This is a genomic window from Mannheimia pernigra (assembly GCF_013377995.1).
Taxonomy (GTDB): domain Bacteria; phylum Pseudomonadota; class Gammaproteobacteria; order Enterobacterales; family Pasteurellaceae; genus Mannheimia; species Mannheimia pernigra.
Genome location: NZ_CP055305.1, coordinates 2,140,574 through 2,162,667, shown reverse-complemented (window position 1 = coordinate 2,162,667; position 22,094 = coordinate 2,140,574). Strand labels below are relative to the sequence as shown.

The window sequence follows — 22,094 nt, the reverse complement described above, 5'->3', positions numbered from 1 at the left end:
CCAAACACTTGAAAAGTAAATCAATTGGAAAACAAGCGGTGTTTTTTCGGAAAAAATTTGCAAAACTTATCAAAAATCTGACCGCTTGTAGATTTTATGACGAGTAATTTCATTTTTTGGGGATTAAGCTAGAATAGGCGGTGATTATTTTATCCTTCCTTAAATTAGCATATAATGCCCATAAAATAGATGTAAAAGGAAAGAAAATGTCAAATATTCATTTAGCCATTGCCAGCGATTTCACTCTTGCCGAGAAATTATTGGAGGCGTTAGAGCATAAAAATGTCGCGATTGAGAAAATTTCAGCGGTGGAGTTAGAGCCGTTTGGTGAAGAGCAGAATTTACGTTTAGGGGCAAAAGCAATCGCACAATATGCGTTAGATGAGGTGAACTGGGCAGAATTTACCCATATTTTATTTGCTGGCAAAATGGCTCAAGCGGAGGTGTTGGCGGAAGCTGTTAAAGCAGGCTGTGTGATTTTAGATTTGTACGGTATTACGGCATTAATTAGTGATGTGCCTGTTGTTGTGCCGAGTGTAAATGATGAAAATGTAGTAAATTTGCGTGAAAGAAATATTATCGCCCTTGCTAATCCACAAGTTTCTCAACTTGCATTAGCGTTAAAGCCGTTACTTGCTCAGCCGTTAAATCGAGTATTTGTGACCTCTTTGTTGCCTGCAGCGTATTTTGGCGATGAGAAAGTCAAAGAGTTAGCTGGGCAAACAGCTCGGTTATTAAATGGTATTCCCTTTGGCGAAAATGCAGAGCGTATTGCTTTTGATGTTGTGCCAGCTAATGTGCAAGGAGAGGAAAAAAATCTACCGTTTTCTAAAGCCTTTGAGTTACAACTTGCAAAAGTGTTACCAAATTTGACCGCTTGTACCACCTTCCATTGTGTTCAAGTGCCAGTCTTTTATGGCGTATCACAAATGGTGTCAATACAATCTGAATATCAATTGGATGCAGAAAATATAAGTGCTGAATGGAAAGCGGCAGATTGGATTCATTTTAATGAAAATTCGGTTATGACTGCGGTAGAATACGGCGAAAATGAAGAGCGAAATGCGTTGGAAATTAGCCAGTTATTAGCGAAATCAGAACAAGAAATTCAGTTTTGGTCGGTGGCTGATGAGCAGCGTTTCAGCCTCGCATTTTTATCTATTGAACTATTAAAATTAGTTTTAGAGTATTAATTGCTTGCCAAAGCATTCATTCCGTGATAAAAATTGACAACGCCCGAGCAACCGATTGCTCGGGCGTTGTCATTTCTCAACTCAACTTTATATTAAGTTCCGAAGGTCTTATGTTAGAAAAATTATTTCAGCTTAATGCAAAAGGCAGTAATGCTAAAACCGAAATTATTGCAGGTATTACTACCTTTTTCACAATGGTTTACATTGTTTTCGTTAATCCATCTATTTTAGGCGTGGCAGGAATGGATACCCAAGTGGTATTCGTAACAACCTGCTTAATTGCTGCATTTGGTACTATTGCTATGGGGTTGTTTAGCAACTTGCCAATTGCACTGGCACCCGCAATGGGGTTAAACGCCTTTTTTGCTTTCGTTGTTGTGCAAAAGCTTGGTTATTCTTGGCAAGTTGGTATGGGGGCTATTTTCTTAGGCTCTGTGGGCTTATTCCTATTAACTGTATTGCAAGTTCGCTACTGGTTTATGTCTGCGATTCCGCTTGGTTTGCGAGTAGGAATTGGTGCAGGTATCGGCTTATTTATTGCTTTAATTGGCTTTAAAAATATGGGATTAGTTGTGCCAAATCAAGATACCTTAGTTGCACTGGGCAATTTACACGATCCAAAAGTGTTAATGGGTATTTTAGGCTTTTTCATCATCGTGATCTTGGCAGCAAAAGGTATTCACTCAGGTGTGTTGGTTTCTATTGTTGTCGTTACAACATTGGCATTAATATTTGATCCTGCCATAACCTTTAATGGTATTGTTTCTATACCACCAAGTTTAGGGGCGGTTGTAGGTCAGGTAGATATTGCGGGGGCTTTTGATATTGCCTTACTAGGCATTATTTTTTCCTTTATGTTAGTTAACTTATTTGACTCATCAGGAACACTGATTGCAGTTACTACTAAGGCGGGCTTTGCCGATGAGCAAGGACGTTTCCCAAAAATGAAGCAAGCTCTATTAGTCGATAGCACCGCCGCAATGGCAGGTTCTTATATGGGAACATCTGCAATTTCGACGTATATTGAAAGTGGTTCTGGCGTTTCTGTTGGCGGACGTACAGGTTTAACCGCAGTGGTTGTTGGTATTTTATTTTTACTCACTATTTTCTTTTCACCATTAGCAGGCTTGGTGCCAGCTTACGCAACGGCTGGAGCATTAGTATTTGTTGGCATTTTAATGGCATCAAGTTTAATTGAGGTGAAATGGGACGACTTAACTGAAGCAACGCCTGCATTCATTACGACAGCTATGATGCCATTTACATACTCAATTACTGAAGGCATTGCATTTGGTTTTATTAGTTATTGTGTGATGAAGGCATTTACTGGTCGTTGGAAAGAAATCACTCCTTCTGTATTGGTGGTTTCGTTACTCTTTATTATTAAATTTATTTGGGTTGATTAATCCAAAGGTACAAACGTCTAATGCAAAAATTTGATACCATCATTATTGGTGCAGGGGCAGCAGGGCTATTTTGTGCTGCCCAATTAGGGCAAGCAGGCAAAAAGGTGGCAGTGCTAGACAGTGGTAAGAAAATTGGACGTAAGATTTTAATGTCGGGTGGCGGTTTTTGTAATTTTACCAATTTAGAGATTGGTGCTGGAAATTACCTTAGCCAAAACCCTCATTTTGTAAAATCTGCCCTATCTCGTTATACCCAATGGGATTTTATTGCCCTTGTTGCCTCTTACGGCATACGCTATCACGAAAAAGAGCTAGGCCAGCTTTTTTGTGATGAAAGCTCGCAGCAAATTGTCGATTTATTACAGGCAGAATGCGATAAAGGCAACGTCGAAATCTTTTTACGACAAGCGGTCATTTCTGTCGAAAAATTTGCAAAAGATTTCAAAATTTCGACCGCTAGTGAAGAGTTTCAAGCTGAGCATTTAGTGATTGCCACAGGTGGATTGTCTATGCCTGCACTTGGAGCAAGCCCGTTTGGTTATCAAATTGCTGAGCAGTTTGGCATTCCAGTGGTTTCCCCTCGTGCAAGCTTGGTGCCTTTTACTTGGAAAGAGAGTGATAAATTTTTTACCGAGCTTTCAGGGATTGCAATTCCCATTACGGTTTCTGCTAACGGAAAAAGTTTCAGTAATCAAATGCTGTTTACCCACCGTGGTTTATCTGGGCCTGCGATTTTGCAAATTTCCAATTATTGGGAACTTGGCGGAACCGTCGAAATTGATTTGCTGTCTAGTCATTCAGTTGTAGATATTTTAGCCGAACTTCGCCAATCTTCAGCGAAATTGCAGTTAAAAACCGTATTGGCTCGTTATTTTCCGAAAAAATTAGTCGATATTTGGTTGGATCAAAAATTGCTAGCGGACAAAGTAATTGCGGATCTCAGCAAAAAAGAGTTGACCTTTTTAGAACAATTTATTCATCATTGGCAGTTCTTACCGAATGGAACGGAAGGCTATCGTACAGCGGAAGTTACCAAAGGTGGCGTGGATACCGATTACATTTCCTCCAAAACAATGGAAGCGAAAAATGTAGAAAGGCTTTACTTTATTGGTGAAGTGCTTGATGTAACAGGCTGGCTTGGTGGCTATAACTTCCAATGGGCGTGGTCATCTGCTTTTGCTTGTGCGGCGGGGATAATTGAAAAGGCTAAAATCCAAGCCTAAAAATAAAGGCGAACCTGTTAGCGTTCGCCTTTATTTTTTGATGATACAAATTATCTCGCACGGAAAATAATACGTGCTTTGCTTAAGTCATATGGTGTCATCTCAACAGTGACTTTATCGCCCGTTAAAATACGAATGTAATTTTTACGCATTTTACCCGAAATGTGGGCAGTAACTACGTGTCCATTTTCTAATTCCACTCGGAACATTGTATTTGGTAAGGTTTCTAAAATCGTACCTTGCATCTCAATGCTATCTTCTTTGGCCATTTATTCCTCTTTTTGAATTTTATTTTTTATACGATGCCGTTTGGCGAAAAACGGCGGATATTATACGCTTATTTGCTTAAATTACAATCGTTTATCACTTTTATAGCGAACTATTTACGTTTTGGCAAGCGTCGACGTGAGTGAAACCGTTGGGTTTGGGTTTTTACATCACTGATAGTAGGTTTTGGTGATATCTGTAGATGATGAATTCTCCGGCGGAAATAGTAATGTACGCTACTTGCCAATAATACACCAGTTAAAAGCAGAATAATGATTTCACCATAAAGTTGGTGGAATTGTTGCTCTACTCGTGCTTTGGTTGTTTGCCCATATTCAGCATCAAAAGTCACACGTAAAAAGCCCACTAACGTTTGTTGAGCGAAAATAGGCTCCACAATTTGCTGAGTTTTGTCAGCTTGTTCAGACGTTAAGAGTGTTTTTAACTCTTTTGCATTCTGGCTTTGTGCAAGTAGAACGCCTTTGGATGAATAAATATTTGCATCAATAATAAAATCTTCTTTAGCAAAGCCATCTAAGACGGCGGTTAGTTCGTCACTCTTTGCATTTTTTACCAATAAAAACGAAAAAATATTAGCTTGTTGGCGAACTAATAAATGCGAAAGGTTTGATACTTGGTTAATACTAGCTAATTGTGAGCCTAATTTAAATTGATTTACGCCCATTAAAATAACCGCCACAATTGCTACGCAGAGTATGGTTATACTGGCTAGTAGAAGTGTTTTGATTATTTTTTCACGAGTAATATACATAGCATTCCTCTTAAAATGATGCGTGATTGTAGCACGGTTTTCTGATAGATTAATGCAGTAAATTTAAACCACTTAAAATAAGACGATGGCAAATACAATTTTTATTTATTCTAAAACCTTAAACGAGCGTGAAATTGAGCAGTTTTCCCAGCGAGCGAATGCAAATTTGTTGAAACAAGCGGTCTATTTAGACTATAAAATTGCATATTTTTCGACAAATTTGACCGCGTGTGAATTGCGTGAAACGGCTCAACAAGTCAATGCGGATATTAGCGATCTCAATATTATTCCAAATCTCAATCAAGCAGGCTTGTTGTTGATGGATATGGACTCCACGGCAATTAAAATTGAGTGCATTGATGAAATTGCTAAGCTTGCTGGTACGGGTGAGGTGGTTTCTGCGATCACCGCAAGTGCAATGCGTGGTGAATTAGATTTTGAACAGAGTTTGCGTAAGCGAGTTGGCACGCTTGAAAATGCGTCTGAATCCATTTTGCAAAAAGTGCGAGAAAATCTACCGCTTATGGATGGCTTTGAAGAAATGGTTTCAATTCTAAAGGAAAATGGTTGGAAACTGGCTATTGCTTCTGGCGGATTTGATTATTTTGCGGATTATCTCAAAGAAAAATATGGGTTAGATTTTGCCGTATCAAACCAACTAGAAATCCTAGAAAGCAAATTAACAGGCAAAGTGCTGGGTAAGGTGGTGGATGCCGAATTTAAAGCCGAAACGCTACGCAACTTAGCGGACAGATTTAATATTCCTCAAAATCAATGGGTTGCGGTAGGTGATGGGGCAAATGATTTACCGATGTTAAAAACAGCGAGTTTAGGTGTTGCCCTACACGCCAAACCAAAAGTACAAGAACAAGCGAATTTTGTGGTAAACTTTGCCGACTTAACCGCATTATGTTTATTACTAAATGCGAAGAATTTATTTCAACATTAATATGGAGAGAAAAAATGCCATCATTTGATATTGTATCTGAAATAACGATGCACGAGGTGCGTAACGCAGTAGAGAATGCAAACCGTGTGTTAAGCACGCGTTATGACTTTCGCGGTGTTGAAGCGGTTATTGAGTTAAACGAAAAAAATGAAAGCATTAAATTAACTACGGAATCAGACTTCCAATTAGAGCAGTTGATTGAGATTTTAATTGGCTCTTGTGTAAAACGTGGCATTGAGCATAACTCATTAGATATTCCAAATGAGAGCGAACATCACGGCAAGCTTTACTCTAAAGAGATTAAGCTCAAACAAGGGATTGAATCGGATATGGCGAAGAAAATTACGAAGCTGATTAAAGATTCAAAAATCAAAGTTCAAGCTCAAATTCAAAGTGAGCAAGTGCGTGTAACGGGCAAATCGCGTGATGATTTACAAGCGGCTATTCAATTGGTAAAAGGTGCTGATTTAGGGCAGCCTTTCCAGTTCAATAACTTCCGTGATTAACTAGAAAGACAAGCGGTGATTTTTTGCAAATTTTTTGCAAAAAATCACCGCTTGTTAAATGTTGGAGAAAATTATGAGTAAACAAGATGAGAAGAAAAGTTGGTTTAAAAAAGCCCGCGAAAAATATAATAATTTTTGTGATGAGTTAGGGGTGAATCAAGGTGCCTGCCGTGGTTGTGTGCCAGTAGTCAAGTTCGACCCTGAGTCTGAAAAAGAAGAAAAATCTGAAAATAAAGAGTAAATAAATCCCCTTGAATTTTTATTCAAGGGGATTTATTTACGTTAGATTAGTATCGAGTAATTGCAGCGATTCCATGGGTTGGATTCATTTCTTTTAAGCTGCCGTTGTCGACAAATTTTACTCTACCAGAAGTTTCTAATACTTTTTCAATCATTTCATCTACGATATCTTCATAAGTATTTTCAGTATGCTCAAATGAACCTTCAAGTTCAGTTAAGTTTCGGCCATCTTCGCTTACATTAGCGGCGATATGTAAATCTTCTTCAACAATTAATGTTTCAACTCGGCCATCAATACAAGCTTGCCATACTTCATCTAATCCACCAACGAAGAGATTATTACCTTTTGCTGAGCTAATCTCTTCAAATATTTTTTGGCGTTCTACGTGTAATGCATCTTTAATTTGTGGCCAAATGTTTTTTGCTAATTCGTGCTCATTCTCATTACTTAAACCACTATTAATATAAAGCATAATATCATCACTATTGCGAGCGCCATCTCTGAAATGCCCGATGTTGCGATCTACACCTACAACAACAATTGGTGCGGGTGTTTGTTTTTGAGCTTCAATTAATGCATCGCCAATCTCTTTCATATGATCAGTTACAATTTGATCTCTAACATGGCTGATATCTTGACCAGGACTTGCAGATGCAATGACATTTTCCAGAGAGAATGGGAAGCCGTGATCATTTACTTCATCTAAAATATCTTTATGCCCAACAAATAATCGGGTACCGTTTTCACTTAACACGGTAAGTAAGTAAAGTGGGCTACGATTTAAGGCATAAACTAAGTCACGTGTAACAAAGTTGTCTTCAATGCTTGCACGTTCTGGTAGGCGGAATGGTAATTTGTACGATGCACTAAATTCATTATTTGCAAAAATAACTAAACCGTCTAAATTATGTTGATGATCTACTTCATCAGCTAAACGTTGAATATTTTCAACAATATTAATTGTTTCACGTTTTCCAAACTCTGACTCTAATCGAGTGACAGCTTCTTGTACTAGATTTTTTAAACGAATAACATCTTTTTCATTATCTGGTGCGGTACGGTTTGTTGGTAAGGTAATAGTCACACTTGGATATGAATGTTTTGCTTGGATTTCCTTAATTTGTTTTAAATTCATTTAATACTCCTTATTATTTTATGGATGTGTTAAAAAATTGTAAGCGCTTGTTATTGTGGACTTATATTATTTTTAAAAGTTCATAAAAAATTGAAAAATTAAGCGTGATTGCATTATTTGAAACAAATTAGGGCGTTATCTTTAAGCCCTTAAAAAAATAAGGGCTGGTATTTCAGCCCCTGTAAATAATGTAATTAAGCGTCTTTATTGAATTTTTGACCTAATTCAATTTCATCCTCTAATACTGGAATTAATTGCTCTAATTGATCTTTTTCAAAATCGCTGAGTTTGCCAATTGGTAGAACATCTTCCACGCCATTTTTGCCCAAGCGAATTGGGTAGGCAAAGAATGCTGGTGAGGTTTCTCCATTCGCATTATCAACATAAGCGTAGTGAATAACATCTTCACCCGTTAATGCTCTTACTAATCCAAGTGTAAATTCTGCCCCCGCTTGTGCCATTGATAATGTTGCTGAACCACCGCCTGATTTCGCTTCAACAACCTCCGTTCCTGCATTTTGAATGCGATGGGTTAATTGTTCAATTTGTGCTTGTGTGAATTCAAGTTTTAAACCATTTACGGTTGCTTGAGAAAGTAATGGAAGAATAGTTGTGCCAGAATGTCCACCAATAACAGGCACTTTTACATATTTCACATTGACATTTTTAGCTTCAGCAACAAATGTATGAGCACGAATCACATCTAGTGTGGTGACTCCAAAGAGTTTATTTTTATCGTAAGCCTCTGCTTTTTTCAATACTTCAGCGGCAATTGGAATAATAGTATTAACAGGGTTAGTAATAATCGCAATACAGGCTTTTGGACAAATTTTTGCTGCTTTTTCCACTAAGTTATGTACTATAGTTGCGTTAGTGTTAAATAAATCAGCACGTGTCATACCTGGTTTACGAGCTATACCTGCAGAAATTACAACCACATCTGCGTTCTCAAGCGCCTCCCTTGGGTCTTCGCCTGCATAACCTGTTACGTTAACATCGGTTGGAATGTGGCTTAAATCGACAGCAATTCCTGGTGTGATAGGGGAAATATCATAAAGAGATAATTCAGATTTAGCAGGTAAATTGAGTTTTAACAATAATGCAAGAGATTGACCAATGCCACCTGCAGCACCTAAAAGAGCGACTTTTTTACACATAAATTTCTCCTAATAAATTATGGAAGTTTAGATTCGACTTAAGTGTAAGACAATTTTTTTAGTGATTCAAACGGCAAATCCTATTTTTGAGACATACAGCAAGTTTTTATTTGATTTTCTAACAGTTTATTGATTTATTTGAATAGATAAGCAAGAATAATGAATAATTTTAGATTTTTATTAAGAGAATAAATGTGGATAAGATAGATAATTTATCAGAAGTGTTTAAGTCTTTATTGCGAGAAGAAAAATTTAGCTCCCAAAGTGAAATTGTCGCAGCACTACAAGAAATGGGCTTTGATAATATTAACCAATCAAAGGTCTCTCGTATGTTATCAAAATTTGGTGCAGTGAGAACACGTAATACCAAGATGGAAATGATTTATCAGCTCCCGGTAGAATTAAGTGTGCCAACCACATCAAGTCCACTTAAAAATTTGGTGGTAGATATTGACTACAACGATGCGTTAATTGTGGTTAAAACCAGCCCTGGAGCTGCTCAGCTTATTGCCCGTTTATTAGATTCAATGGGAAAAGCAGAAGGGATTTTAGGCACTATTGCAGGCGATGATACGATTTTTATTACGCCAGTGCGTAGTGTTTTAATTGAAAATTTAATTAAAAATATCACGGAGCTATTTGAAACATCACTGTAGGTAACGAAAGGGCAATTTTGCCCTTTTTCATTTAAGGAGTTAATCAATGAAAATTCTGATCACAGGTGGTACAGGCTTTATCGGTACTGAATTAGTCAAAAGGCTAGCTTTTGAAAATCATCACTTGACACTTTTAACTAGAGATAAAAATGTGAAAAGTGACGATAAACAGATTGAGTATTGCTATTCTCTGGATAAATTTGTTGATCTAAATGAATTTGATGCAGTGATAAACCTTGCGGGTGAGCCGATTTTCGATAAGCGTTGGACAGAAGAATATAAACGACAGTTAATTGAAAGCCGAGTTGAATTAACAAATAAACTGAGTGAACTCATTAATCGTAGTAGCAATCCACCCCATACTTTCCTTTCTGGTTCGGCAATCGGTATTTATGGTGATTTACCGCCATCTGCAAATTTTTATACAGAATCAACCGCTTGTTATTCAGATTGCTTTACTCACTATTTATGTCAACAGTGGGAAGCCGCTGCTTTAAAGGCTGAAAGTGAGCAGACAAGAGTCTGTTTGATTCGAACTGGTATCGTATTTTCTCCAGAAGGTGGGGCATTAAGTAAAATCTTACCAATTTATCGATATGGATTAGGCGGTAAATTGGGTTCAGGCAAACAATATTGGGCGTGGATTAGTTTACAAGACCATGTGCAAGCGGTTATTTTTTTATTAAAAAATGCAAAATGCTCAGGTGCTTATAATTTTGTTGCACCAAATCCTGTTAGAAATGTTGAATTTAACCGCATTTTAGCAAGTGCAGTTCATCGCCCTGCCTTCTTTAGCGTACCTGAATTTGCTTTAAAATTGGGATTAGGCGAGCGAGCTTGTTTGGTGTTAGATAATCAGCAGCTTATTCCTGAAAAACTAGTAACAGAAGGTTTTGAATTCAACGATCCAATTTTAACTGAGAAAATTTTCTTAAGGCCTTAAATTGATCTATAATGCTGTATAAAAGCACATATTAAAGGGTGGTTATGGATTTCTCATTATTATTAGATGGTTTGAATGACAAGCAAAGAGAGGCTGTTGCAGCGCCTATCGGGAATTACTTGGTACTCGCAGGGGCAGGATCGGGAAAAACGCGTGTTTTAACCCATCGCATTGCGTGGTTAATTGGCGTGGAAAATGTACCTGAATCTAACATTTTGGCAGTAACTTTTACTAATAAAGCGGCAGCAGAAATGCGACATCGTATTGAGCATACGCTTGCTCAATCGGGGGAGAGTCGCCTATTTGGTATGTGGGTAGGCACTTTTCATAGCATCTCTAACCGTTTATTACGTTCTCATTATTTAGATGCAGATTTACCGCAAGATTTCCAAATTATGGATACCGAAGATCAGCAACGTTTACTGAAACGTTTGTTGAAATTGCATAATATTGATGAAAAACATTTTCCACCTAAACACGTTGCGTGGTACATCAATGCACAAAAAGATAAGGGCAAGCGTGCTAAAGATATCGAACATCATAATGATCCGAATGAGAAGAAGCTGGTTGAGATTTATCAGATATATCAAGATGCGTGTGACAGAGCAGGTTTATTAGATTTTGCCGAACTACTTATTCGAGCTTACGAATTATTCAAATATAAACCTGCGATTTTACAGCGTTATCAGCAGCGTTTTCAGCAGATTTTAATTGATGAGTTTCAAGATACCAACAATATTCAGTATGAGCTGATTCGTGTGTTAGCAGGTGATGTCGGCAAGGTGATGATTGTAGGCGATGATGACCAATCTATTTACGGCTGGCGTGGAGCACAAGTGGAAAATATCCAGCGTTTTTTAAAGGATTACCATAATGCTCAAACCATTCGTTTGGAGCAGAACTACCGCTCAACGAGCAATATTTTAACTTGTGCGAATGAATTAATTGCGAATAACGATAATCGCTTAGGCAAAAATTTATGGACAGACAGCGGCGATGGAGAGCCTGTTGATATTTACTGTGCGTTCAATGAGTTGGATGAAGCTCGCTTTGTGGCTTCACAAATCAAACAATGGAAAGAAGATGAAGGCGATCTTGCTGAATGTGCAGTGTTATATCGCAGTAACAGCCAATCTCGTGTGATTGAAGAAGCTCTAATTCAAGCGAATATTCCCTACCGTATTTATGGTGGTATGCGATTTTTTGAACGCCAAGAAATTAAAGATGCTTTAGCTTATTTACGTTTGATTGCTAATCGTCAAGATGATGCTGCCTTTGAGCGTGTTATTAACACTCCAACTAGAGGTATTGGTGATAGAACGTTAGACACACTTCGTCAAATTACCCGTAATCGTCAACTCACTTTGTGGCAAGCGATTCAACTGGCGGTGCAGGAAGAACAACTTTCAGGGCGTGCAGCTTCTTCGTTACTCCGTTTTGTTGAGTTGATTAATGCCTTAGATCAAGAAACCGAGCAGATGCCGTTAGCTGAACAAACTGATTATGTCATTAAAAAATCAGGTTTGTATGAAATGTATAAACAAGAAAAAGGTGAGAAGGGTGAGGTTCGCATCGAAAACTTAGAAGAGTTAGTCACCGCTACCAAACAATTTGTGAAACCTGACGAAGCAGAAGATTTAACGGATTTAACTGCTTTTTTAACACACGCTTCGCTTGAAGCTGGAGAGGCACAAGCTTCCCAACATGAAGACTATGTAGAGCTAATGACGTTACACTCTGCCAAAGGTTTAGAGTTCCCTCGTGTATTTATGGTAGGGGTGGAAGAAGGGATTTTTCCAAGTGGGATGAGTTTTGATGAAGACAGGCTTCAAGAAGAACGCCGTTTAGCCTATGTTGGGATAACACGTGCAAAGAAAAAATTGACTATCAGTTACGCAGAATCCAGACGCTTATATGGCAAGGAAGAACGCCATATCCCTTCTCGTTTTATTACTGAATTGCCAGAAAAACATATCCGTGAGGTGCGTTTAAGGGGCTCAATTAACCGAGCTGCGAGTTTTAATCAATTGTCCTCATTTGCAAAAAATTCCCCAAAAACGACCGCTTCCATTGTAGATGATGATAGCTGGAAAATGGGGCAGAAAGTCAATCACGCCAAATTTGGGCAAGGTACGATCATCAATGTAGAAGGCTCAGGTGAAGCGACTCGTTTACAAGTCGCATTTGCTGGAAATGGCATTAAATGGTTGATTGCCAAAATGGCAAATTTGGAGACATTATAAAGTAAAAAAGCCAGAAATTCTGGAAAACTATTTAACTCTTATGCAGTGATTTTATGTATAAACTTTTCTCATTTTTTGCACTTGAACACAACGTTTATACCGAAAATTAGTCTGTGTGATAATGATATTTAAGGCTATAATAGCTCCATAATTTTGTCTTTAGGATACTAAATAATGCGTTATAAAGCGGTCTTTTTAATACTGTTCTCTCTATTTTTAGGTACGGCAAATGCAACTTGGAAAAAAATTAGCGATGTCAATTATACTTGGGGGCCGTTTAATATCTACCACATCACACTTTTTACCGAAACGGGTCGATATGTTGAAGGTACACGTCCGTTAATGCTTACATTACAGTATAAAAAGCCGTGGGAAGGGCGGGATTTTGCTGCGTCTTTGGCAAGATCTTGGCATAATTTAGGCATAAAATTACCCGAGCAGCAGGTTGATGAAGTGATTACTCGCCTTAGGAAAACTTTTCCTGATATTAAGCCTGAAGACACTTTGCATTATATTGCCTTAGAAGATAGAGGTTATTTTATTTTAAACGATCAAATTGTATCCGATATGTTTCATAAGCAATTTAATGATGCAATTGTTGCGATTTGGCTTGATCCTAAAATGGATATTAGTCGCCAATTATTAGATCCATCATATAGACAAAAAGCGGAAGAGCGAAATATGCAAAAAGCGGTAGAGCAGCCAGAGGTTGAAAAATCGCAAGATAATGTTCAAGAAATTAATATAGATACTCACCAAGTAAATCATCAAATAGAAAATCTATCTACCAAAGAGGCAGATAGTAATGCCGCTCAAATAAATAGAGAAGAGAGTCTTTCTCACACGAAGTCGGAAAATCTTGCTAATAACAAAGAAGAAAATAATGCTGAGAGCAAAACAGAAGAAAAATCTAAAATCATTAAGATTGAAAACCCTGAGGTTTTGATTTTGCCTATTTATGATGATTTCTTTATGTTAAAAAGGCATAATATTTAATCAACAAGCGGTCAAAAATCTGCAAAAAAATGCAAAATTTTGACCGCTTGTAAATAGTTTATAAGTAAATTAAGCTAAAATTTGCTCTAATGTAGCACTGACTTCTTCAACGGGTTTTGTGCCATCTAAACGCTCATAGCGTGTGTTGCCTGCTTCTGCTTCTGCGGTATAGTATGCAATTAATGGCTTTGTTTGTTTATGATAAACCGCTAAACGCTCTAATACTGTCTCAGCTTTATCGTCTGGGCGGATAATTAAATCTTCGCCAGTTACATCATCTTTTCCTTCCACTTTTGGTGGATTATACACAACGTGATAAGTACGACCAGACGGTTGGTGCACTCGGCGGCCGCTCATACGCTCAACAATGACTTCATCAGCTACGTCAAACTCAAGTACCAAATCAATCTTTACGCCAGACTCTTTTAAAGCGTCAGCTTGTGGAATAGTACGAGGAAACCCATCTAATAAGAAACCTTTTGCACAATCTGGTTGTGCGATGCGATCTTTTACTAACGCCACGGTTAATTCATCAGGCACTAATTTACCTTCGTCCATTAACGCTTTTGCTTGTTTGCCTAATTCAGTGCCTTCTTTAATAGCCGCACGGAACATATCGCCTGTTGAGATTTGTGGAATACCAAAGTTGTTCATAATAAACTGAGCTTGTGTCCCTTTACCTGCACCTGGTGCACCTAATAAAATAATTTTCATTTATAAACCTCAATAACTAAAAAATAATAAATAACTTAGGCAGTAACCTTACCGATTACTGCCTAAAATTGCAAATTTTTTTGGCTTTTTTACCGCTTGTAGCCACTTGCAAGCGGTTATATTTTGCGATTATTTTGCTGTTATTGCACTTTATGCCAAGGTGCCACTTTAAACAGCATCAACATTCCTGGAATGCCAAGAAAGAAGCAAAGCCAGAAGAATGGATAATAGCCCATCATTTCTACCAAATGCCCTGTGTATGCCCCTAACATTTTGCTCGGTAAAGCCGCAAGGCTGGTAAAAATGGCTAGCTGCATTGCGGTATAAATGGGATTGGTTTCACGTGCCATAAAAGCAACGAAAGCAGCTGTGCCTAATCCAACACCTAGATATTCTCCAGCCATCACCAAGCCTAATTTCCAAAGCTCAGCCGCACCAATGGTTTCGGTTGGGAAATGTTCAAAGCTCGCAAGATAGGCAAAACCTAAAATAGTGACTAATTGAACTAAACCAAAAAGCCACAATGCACGGTTTACGCCAAGTTTCAGCATTGCAATCCCACCGATAATACCGCCACCAATACTACACCAAAGAGACGTCATTTTCACAACACCTGCAATATGTGATTTGGTAAACCCCATATCTAAAATAAATTTGGTTTGCAATGTGGTCGCAAGAGAATCGCCTAATTTATAGAGAAAGATGAACAGAATTAACCCGATTGCTCCTGCAACGCCCTTACGAGTGAAAAATTCCTTAAACGGATCGACAAACGCCATATAAAACGGCTTAGAGCGGTCGATAGGTTTATGATTAGGCTCAGCGGCTATCAGTGTAATGAATAAACAAGGCACTAGAAAGGCGGCAGTAATCAGGAAAACCGTATCCCAAGCGTAATGATCGGCTAAAAATAGCGACAATCCACCTGGGATTAGGCCTGCGATCCGATAAGCATTGACGTGAATGGAGTTACCTAAACCAAGCTCGTTATCGGATAAAATTTCACGACGGAAGGCATCAATGACAATATCTTGTGTAGCAGAAAGAAATGCCAGTAAGAGAGAGAGCACAACAATAATAGAAATATCGTTGACAGGGTCAAATAATCCAAAGCTCGCTAAAATGGCTAAAATCCCAACTTGTGAAATAAAAATCCAGCTTTTACGCCTACCTAAAAATGGAGGGAAATAGCGATCTAATAATGCAGCCCATAAAAATTTCCAAGTGTAGGGAAGGGAAGTTAGAGTAAATGCCGCAATGGTTTTAATATCTAAATTCGCACTAGTTAGCCATGCTGGCATTAGCTGAATTAATACAAATAACGGTAAGCCAGAGCAAAAACCCGTATAAATACAAATTAGCATATTCTTAGTGAAAATTTGCTGCCAAATAGATGGTTTAGGCACAGCATTTTCAGGTGTGTAAGCGGTCATATTTTTCCTAATTTTTGCAAAATGTTGGCAGCGAATATACCACAACTTAAAAGGTTTGACAGTTTTATTGATATCTGAATTTAAGGTGTATTTTTTGATATGAAACTTTTTAATATTTAATGTGAAAAATCTTGTGATGGAAAAGGCAAACCTATCATTGTTTTTTCGATTGGGTTTGTTAGAATCGAACTACTTTTTAGGCAGAAGCACACACAATAAAGGAGTCTGGCTTATGAATTATGCAACTCAAATTGATGCACTTAATCAACATATTGCGGATATTGGTCGTAAAATTAATGTTTCTTTTGAATTCTTTCCGCCTAAAAATGAAAAAATGGAAACTTTGCTTTGGGATTCAATTGGCTGTTTAAGCCCTTTAAAGCCAAAATTTGTATCTGTCACTTATGGAGCAAATTCTGGTGAGCGTGATCGTACCCACAGTATTGTGAAGTCTATTCAAGAAAAAACAGGCATTATTTCTGCACCACATTTAACGGGGATTGATGCCACTCCTGAAGAATTAAAAGTGATTGCGAAAGATTATTGGCATAGTGGCATCCGTCGTATTGTGGCATTACGTGGTGATGTGTCTCAAGGTTATGACAAAGCATTATTTTATGCGTCAGATTTAGTGGCATTATTAAAATCTGTGGCTGATTTCGATATTTCGGTTGCGGCTTATCCTGAGGTTCACCCTGAGGCAAAATCGGCTCAGGCAGATTTAATTAACTTAAAACGTAAAATTGATGCAGGTGCAAATCACGTTATTACTCAATTCTTTTTTGATGTAGAGAGTTATTTACGTTTTCGTGATCGTTGTGTTTCCATTGGGATTGATTGTGAGATTGTGCCAGGCATTCTGCCTGTTACAAACTTCAAACAATTAAAAAAAATGGCTACAGTCACCAATGTAAAAATTCCAGTCTGGATGGGTAAAATATATGAGGGGTTAGATAATGACCAAACTACTCGAAATCTAGTAGCAGCAAGCATCGCGATGGATATGGTGAAAGTGCTTTCACGCGAGGGAGTTAATGATTTCCACTTCTATACTTTAAATCGTAGCGAGTTGACTTATGCAATTTGCCATACCTTAGGGATAAGGCCTGAATAAGCAACAACAAAGGGCTATTTTACGATAGCCCTTCATTTCTTTATCCTTTATAACCATTCGGATTATTTTTTTGCCAGTTCCAAGTGTCTTTCATCATTTGCGCTAAGCCACGCTCGGTTTTCCAGTCGAGTTGGTCGAGGGCTTTTTGAGGAGCTGAGTAGCAAACGGCAATATCACCTGGGCGGCGATTAACAATTTTATATGGAATTTCAATGCCGTTCGCTTTTTCAAAGGCTTTCACCATATCTAACACAGAATAACCCGTGCCTGTACCTAGATTGTAAACGTGGAAGCCTGCATCCCCTTGGTGTTTGTCTAATGCTTTTAAGTGTCCGATAGCTAAATCAACAACGTGAATATAATCACGCACGCCTGTTCCATCGTGAGTAGAGTAATCGCCACCAAAAACGGAAAGTTGCGGTAATTTACCTACCGCTACTTGGCTAATAAATGGCATTAAATTATTTGGAATGCCGTTTGGATCTTCACCAATTAAGCCACTTTCGTGTGCACCAACAGGGTTAAAGTAGCGTAATACTACCACACTTAATTGCGGGAAGGCTTTTACAGCATCCTCAAGAATGCGTTCTGCCATATATTTTGATGTGCCGTAGGGATTGGTTGTACCTCCTACAGCACAAGACTCGACAATGGGAATAATTTGCGGATCACCATAAACAGTTGCCGATGAGCTGAATACAATGGTATTCACGTTTGCTCTGAGCATTTCTTCCACTAAAACAATTGAGCCTGTTACGTTATTTTGATAGTAACGCAGCGGCTCTCTTACGCTTTCACCAACTGCTTTTAAGCCAGCAAAGTGGATAACTGATTCAATCTTATTTTCAGCAAAGATTTTACGCAATATTTCACGATCTAAAACATCGCCTTGATAGAACGTTACGCTTTTGCCTGTTATTTCTTTTATACGTTCAAGTGAAATTTCAGATGAGTTAGAGAGATTATCTAAGACAACAATTTCTCTATTTTCATTTAAGAGTTCGACAACGGTATGAGAGCCAATATACCCTGCCCCGCCTGTTACTAAAATGGCCATTTTGTCTTCCTTTTTACAAAATTTATTAAAAAAATTACCGCTTGTATTACTTGTTTTCACATTGCTTTACGAATAATGGGTTGTTAGCGTAATGAAATCTTGCTCGGTTAATATTTGAATGCCTAGTTCCTGTGCTTTAGTCAGTTTAGAGCCTGCCTTTTCGCCTGCAATGAGGTATTCGGTTTTACTTGAAACTGAACTAGAAACTTTACAACCTAAACTTTGTAATAAGGCTTTGGCTTCATCACGAGTAAGTTGAGTAAGTGTGCCAGTTAAAACCACGTTTTTGTCTTTTAATGGATTATCGACAATCTCGGTTTTCACAATGTCTTGCCAATGCACACCTTGGGCAATTAAATCTTCCACTGCCTCGACATTATGCGGTTCTTGCCAGAAGCTGACAAGGCGGTTTGCCACCACCTCACCGACATCTTGAACCTCTTTTAGTTGTTCAAAAGTCGCTTGGCGGATTGCCTCTAGACTGCCAAAGTGATTGGCTAAGTTGAGGGCGGTTGCCTCTCCAACTTCTCGAATACCCAATGAAAATAAAAAGCGAGGAAGCGTTGTATTTTTCGCTTTTTCAAGACTATTTAGGGCATTTTGAGCAGATTTTTCGCCCATTCGTTCTAGTCGCATTAAGGTGGTGTGATCGAGCTTGAACAGATCAGCGGGTGTTTTAATTAACTCACGAGCCATTAATTGTCCAATCAGTTTTTCGCCTACGCCGTCAATATCCATCGCTTTGCGAGAGACAAAATGTTTGAGTGCTTCTTTGCGTTGTGCTTTGCAGAATAAACCACCAGTACAACGTGCCACCGCCTCGCCTTCTACCCGAACAACCGCAGAGTGACAGATAGGACAAGCGGTCGGAAATTCAATTTTTTTTGCATTTTCAGGGCGGCGTTCAGCAATCACACCTGTAATTTGCGGAATAACATCGCCTGCACGGCGAATAATCACCGTATCGCCAATCACAATGCCTAAACGCTCAATTTCATCGCCATTATGTAATGTTGCATTGCTTACTGTGACCCCTGCAATAAAAACAGGTTCTAATTTTGCCACAGGCGTTATCGCCCCTGTTCGCCCAACTTGAAATTCTACATCTTTTAAAATCGTCATCTGCTCTTGAGCAGGGAATTTGTACGCAATTGCCCAGCGGGGAGAGCGAGAGATGAAACCCAGTTGTTCTTGTAAGGCGATGTCATTGACTTTCAATACTGTGCCATCAATATCGTAACCTAACGTTGGTCGCTTAGTTTGAATATCGGTGTAATAAGTCAAAAGTGCGGTTCTGCCTTGAGCTAAACAAATCTCATCATTAACAGGAATACCTAACGATTTTAACCATTGCAAACGCTCAAATTGAGTATTTGGTAATTCGTCATCACTCTCGTAAACGCCAATACCATAGGCATTGAATATAAGTGGACGCTGACGAGTAATTTTCGGATCGAGTTGGCGTAGCGAACCTGCTGCAGCATTACGAGGATTCGCAAACGCTTTCTCACCTTTAGCCAGTGCTTTTTCATTTAATTCATTAAAACCTACTTGCGGCATAAATACCTCGCCACGTACTTCTAAACGGGCTGGTGGATTGAGCGTGTTAAGTTTTAATGGAATATTACGAATGGTGCGGATATTTGCGGTAATGTCTTCTCCTGTTGTACCATCGCCTCGCGTTGCAGCACGGGTGAGTAAGCCGTTTTCATACAAGATACTTACGGCTAAACCATCTAATTTTGGTTCACAACAAAATGTTAGCTGGCTAGAACTAACGTGAATATAACTTTCTATTCGGCGTAAAAAACCATCTAAATCGTCATCGCCAAATGCGTTATCCAATGAAAGCATAGGGATTTTATGTATAACTTGAGCAAAACCTGCCAATGGTTTTGCGCCTACTCGTTGAGTAGGCGAATCTAAGGTAATGAGTTCTGGGTGCTGCCATTCAATATTTTTGAGCTCATTCATCAAGCGGTCATATTCGGCATCTGGTACGCTTGGATTATCTAAAACGTGATATTCGTATTCGTATTGGCGTAACGTTTGGCGAAGTTGTTCAATTTGTTCAATTAACTGGGGTGTGGTGTTTTCTTCAAAAACTAAATTGTCTTGACTAGATAATGACATAGGTAAAACTCTCTACAAAAAAGACCGCTTGTTACAAGCGGTCGAAAAAACAATTATTTTTGCAATTAGTGCATTACGCGTTGCATATAACGTTGGCGAGATTCTTCGCTAAATGGTTCTTGGGCGTCATCATATAAATATCCGCCCAGTGATGCTGCTAAATGTTCGGCATTACTAATTAATAATTTCATATTTGCAACATCGTTGCCTTCGGTTGGTAATTGCATAAAGAGTACCAAGCCTGCGGTAGAGAAATTAACAATATTGTGTAAATCAAATGTCCCTGGATTGATTAAATTTGCGACACTGAAAATAATCGGGCTGAGCGAATCATCAATGTGTTGATGACGGTGGAAAATTTGATGTTCGCCAAAACGCAATCCAATTTCTTCTAAATAGCGAACCACATAATCGCCACGGAAGGGAGCTTGTTGTGGTGCGTAAATATAAAGTGTTATAAATGGATTTTCTTCTGCTGCTATTTGTGTGGCTTCTGCTTCTACCGTTGAAACGTGATCTTCTTCGGGCACTGAAATATTCATTGCGGTGTTAGCAAAATCTGGCGTATTTTGAATATGTTGTTGGTTAGAAATTCGTTGACCATAAGTACTGCTAGTAGGTGCTGTGGTTTGAACTTGAGCCTCACCTGGTAAACTGATTTTGATATTTTGCAATGAGCTTTCCACTTCTTGTTGAATCTGCTGTGAGTTTTCTTCTGGCATAGACATTCCTTGATATTCCTCATTTTGTGGTTTTAATGAAGTAGGAATAGGGGTGCTTAACTCGTTATTTGATGGAGGTACAATCACTGCTCTATTTGAGAACGAGTTTGAGAAAACGTTCGATTTTTCACGGCGGGCAGACCAAATGCTAAAGCCGATTAAGACAGTAATCAATAATCCAGCTAGAATGAAGAAAATAATATGCAGTTCCATTGTGTCCTCTTATTAAAATAATCAATAAAAATACATTTTCATATTTGCGAAAATAGTGTGCGTAGCTTACCATATTTCTAAGAATTTTTGACAAAAAATAAGGAATCATTATGTCTTCTGTTTTTTTAAAGCCACAAAACCAAGCAGGGCTTGGTTTTCACTACTTTATTTATGGTTGGAAGTTATTACTACAACGCCAATTTTTACCTTTTGTGCTTTTCCCAATTGTGATTAATACCGTGTTAATGATTGGATTGATATGGGCATTTTTTGCCAATATCGGCGGATTATTGGCATTACTATTACCGACGTGGTTGGAATGGATTAGCTTTATCTTAATTCCTCTGATTTTTTTAATGATCTTGGTTGGATTTTATTTTGCCTTCACCACACTGGCAAATTTTGTTGCCGCGCCTTTTAATGGTTTACTGGCAGAAAAAGTTGAGTTACAGCTTACTGGTGAGCCGTTAGGCGATATGTCGTTCGGTGCAATGTTAAAAGATTTACCAAGGATGCTAAAACGTGAATGGAAAAAAATGATGTATAGCATTCCACGATTGATTGTCCTTTTTGTACTGGGGTTTTTACCTGTAGTTGGGCAAACCATTGTACCTATTCTCACATTTATGTTCGGTGCGTGGTTGATTGCAATTCAATATTGTGACTATCCGTTTGATAATCATAAAATTACTTTTCAACGTATGCGAAATGCACTTGCACAATATCGCACGCTTAATTTTACCTTTGGTGCGTTAGTGAGCTTGTTTATGATGATTCCAGTTGTGAATCTGGTAGTAATGCCTGTGGCAGTTTGTGGAGCAACGGCGTTATGGGTCAATGAGTATCGCCATTTCTTTCTGAATAACCAAACAGGTGAGTTTAGCAGAGCAGATGATACTTTTAAACGTTCAGAAGCATTACTGAGCACAGAAGTAAAAAAGAGAAATTAAACTTTAAGTAAAATTTTCTTTACTTAATTTTGCTTTTTATGCTTTTATGCTCTGTGATTTGATATGTATTT

The 22,094-nt window shown here is 38.4% G+C and carries 21 protein-coding genes; 12 read left to right on the top strand and 9 right to left on the bottom strand.

Features of this window, described 5'->3' with window-relative positions:
* Positions 1-206 precede the first annotated feature (206 nt).
* The 3 genes from HV560_RS10245 to HV560_RS10235 all read left to right on the top strand — a co-directional run bounded on the left by HV560_RS10245 (position 207) and on the right by HV560_RS10235 (position 3,822).
* Positions 207-1,193 (top strand): oxidoreductase, encoded by a 987-nt coding sequence (locus tag HV560_RS10245; protein ID WP_176812805.1) that lies wholly within the window; start codon positions 207-209, stop codon positions 1,191-1,193.
* A 110-nt stretch (positions 1,194-1,303) separates the two neighbouring features.
* Entirely contained in the window at positions 1,304-2,599 is a 1,296-nt protein-coding gene (locus HV560_RS10240) for an NCS2 family permease (RefSeq protein WP_176808949.1), read from the top strand.
* A gap of 20 nt (positions 2,600-2,619) precedes the next feature.
* Positions 2,620-3,822, top strand: coding sequence for a BaiN/RdsA family NAD(P)/FAD-dependent oxidoreductase (locus HV560_RS10235; protein WP_176812804.1), 1,203 nt, complete (start codon positions 2,620-2,622; stop codon positions 3,820-3,822).
* Between the two features lie 50 nt (positions 3,823-3,872).
* On the opposite strand, the gene infA is transcribed toward HV560_RS10235, so the two are convergent.
* Together infA and HV560_RS10225 are read right to left on the bottom strand one after the other, a co-directional pair.
* On the bottom strand, positions 3,873-4,091 hold the full coding sequence (gene infA / locus HV560_RS10230) for a translation initiation factor IF-1 (protein WP_025217878.1): 219 nt from the start codon (positions 4,089-4,091) through the stop codon (positions 3,873-3,875).
* A gap of 110 nt (positions 4,092-4,201) precedes the next feature.
* Positions 4,202-4,861, bottom strand: coding sequence for a YtjB family periplasmic protein (locus tag HV560_RS10225; protein ID WP_176808947.1), 660 nt, complete (start codon positions 4,859-4,861; stop codon positions 4,202-4,204).
* Between the two features lie 85 nt (positions 4,862-4,946).
* On the opposite strand from HV560_RS10225, the gene serB reads away from it, so the two are divergent.
* From serB to HV560_RS10210, 3 genes are all read left to right on the top strand, one after another.
* Complete coding sequence (serB, locus tag HV560_RS10220; protein ID WP_176812803.1) at positions 4,947-5,810, top strand: phosphoserine phosphatase SerB; 864 nt, start codon at positions 4,947-4,949, stop codon at positions 5,808-5,810.
* A 14-nt stretch (positions 5,811-5,824) separates the two neighbouring features.
* Positions 5,825-6,316 (top strand): YajQ family cyclic di-GMP-binding protein, encoded by a 492-nt coding sequence (locus HV560_RS10215; protein ID WP_176812802.1) that lies wholly within the window; start codon positions 5,825-5,827, stop codon positions 6,314-6,316.
* A gap of 73 nt (positions 6,317-6,389) precedes the next feature.
* Positions 6,390-6,557 (top strand): DUF5363 domain-containing protein, encoded by a 168-nt coding sequence (locus HV560_RS10210; protein ID WP_159631133.1) that lies wholly within the window; start codon positions 6,390-6,392, stop codon positions 6,555-6,557.
* A gap of 46 nt (positions 6,558-6,603) precedes the next feature.
* On the opposite strand, the gene HV560_RS10205 is transcribed toward HV560_RS10210, so the two are convergent.
* Positions 6,604-7,692 (bottom strand): AOC03_06830 family ribosome hibernation factor, encoded by a 1,089-nt coding sequence (locus HV560_RS10205; RefSeq protein ID WP_176810332.1) that lies wholly within the window; start codon positions 7,690-7,692, stop codon positions 6,604-6,606.
* A gap of 194 nt (positions 7,693-7,886) precedes the next feature.
* The gene (gene mdh / locus HV560_RS10200; RefSeq protein ID WP_176812801.1) at positions 7,887-8,849 is read right to left on the bottom strand and encodes a malate dehydrogenase; all 963 of its coding nucleotides are present in this window, start codon (positions 8,847-8,849) and stop codon (positions 7,887-7,889) included.
* A 194-nt stretch (positions 8,850-9,043) separates the two neighbouring features.
* Between mdh and argR the strand changes: the two genes are divergently transcribed.
* The 4 genes from argR to HV560_RS10180 all read left to right on the top strand — a co-directional run bounded on the left by argR (position 9,044) and on the right by HV560_RS10180 (position 13,687).
* On the top strand, positions 9,044-9,505 hold the full coding sequence (gene argR / locus HV560_RS10195; RefSeq protein WP_176812800.1) for a transcriptional regulator ArgR: 462 nt from the start codon (positions 9,044-9,046) through the stop codon (positions 9,503-9,505).
* Between the two features lie 46 nt (positions 9,506-9,551).
* Positions 9,552-10,448: a TIGR01777 family oxidoreductase gene (locus HV560_RS10190; RefSeq protein ID WP_176812799.1), complete on the top strand. Its 897-nt coding sequence runs from the start codon at positions 9,552-9,554 to the stop codon at positions 10,446-10,448.
* A gap of 44 nt (positions 10,449-10,492) precedes the next feature.
* Positions 10,493-12,691 (top strand): DNA helicase II, encoded by a 2,199-nt coding sequence (gene uvrD, locus HV560_RS10185; RefSeq protein ID WP_176812798.1) that lies wholly within the window; start codon positions 10,493-10,495, stop codon positions 12,689-12,691.
* A gap of 174 nt (positions 12,692-12,865) precedes the next feature.
* Positions 12,866-13,687: a dihydroorotate dehydrogenase gene (locus tag HV560_RS10180; protein WP_176812797.1), complete on the top strand. Its 822-nt coding sequence runs from the start codon at positions 12,866-12,868 to the stop codon at positions 13,685-13,687.
* Between the two features lie 69 nt (positions 13,688-13,756).
* Here HV560_RS10180 and adk read toward each other — a convergent pair whose 3' ends face one another.
* Entirely contained in the window at positions 13,757-14,401 is a 645-nt protein-coding gene (gene adk / locus HV560_RS10175) for an adenylate kinase (RefSeq protein WP_176808937.1), read from the bottom strand.
* A gap of 140 nt (positions 14,402-14,541) precedes the next feature.
* On the bottom strand, positions 14,542-15,834 hold the full coding sequence (locus HV560_RS10170) for an AmpG family muropeptide MFS transporter (RefSeq protein WP_176808936.1): 1,293 nt from the start codon (positions 15,832-15,834) through the stop codon (positions 14,542-14,544).
* A 232-nt stretch (positions 15,835-16,066) separates the two neighbouring features.
* Between HV560_RS10170 and metF the strand changes: the two genes are divergently transcribed.
* Entirely contained in the window at positions 16,067-16,948 is an 882-nt protein-coding gene (metF, locus tag HV560_RS10165) for a methylenetetrahydrofolate reductase (protein ID WP_176812796.1), read from the top strand.
* Between the two features lie 40 nt (positions 16,949-16,988).
* Here the strand turns inward: metF and galE are convergent, their stop codons facing one another.
* The 3 genes from galE to zipA all read right to left on the bottom strand — a co-directional run bounded on the left by galE (position 16,989) and on the right by zipA (position 21,073).
* Positions 16,989-18,005 carry a UDP-glucose 4-epimerase GalE gene (galE, locus tag HV560_RS10160; RefSeq protein ID WP_176812795.1) on the bottom strand — a complete coding sequence of 339 codons (1,017 nt, stop codon included), beginning with the start codon at positions 18,003-18,005 and terminating at the stop codon, positions 16,989-16,991.
* Between the two features lie 66 nt (positions 18,006-18,071).
* Positions 18,072-20,138: an NAD-dependent DNA ligase LigA gene (gene ligA, locus HV560_RS10155; RefSeq protein WP_238348721.1), complete on the bottom strand. Its 2,067-nt coding sequence runs from the start codon at positions 20,136-20,138 to the stop codon at positions 18,072-18,074.
* A gap of 65 nt (positions 20,139-20,203) precedes the next feature.
* Positions 20,204-21,073, bottom strand: coding sequence for a cell division protein ZipA (gene zipA, locus HV560_RS10150; protein WP_176812794.1), 870 nt, complete (start codon positions 21,071-21,073; stop codon positions 20,204-20,206).
* Positions 21,074-21,183: 110 nt separating this feature from the next.
* On the opposite strand from zipA, the gene cysZ reads away from it, so the two are divergent.
* Positions 21,184-22,023, top strand: a complete 840-nt coding sequence (gene cysZ / locus HV560_RS10145; RefSeq protein ID WP_176812793.1) for a sulfate transporter CysZ — start codon at positions 21,184-21,186, stop codon at positions 22,021-22,023.
* Positions 22,024-22,094: the final 71 nt, after the last annotated feature.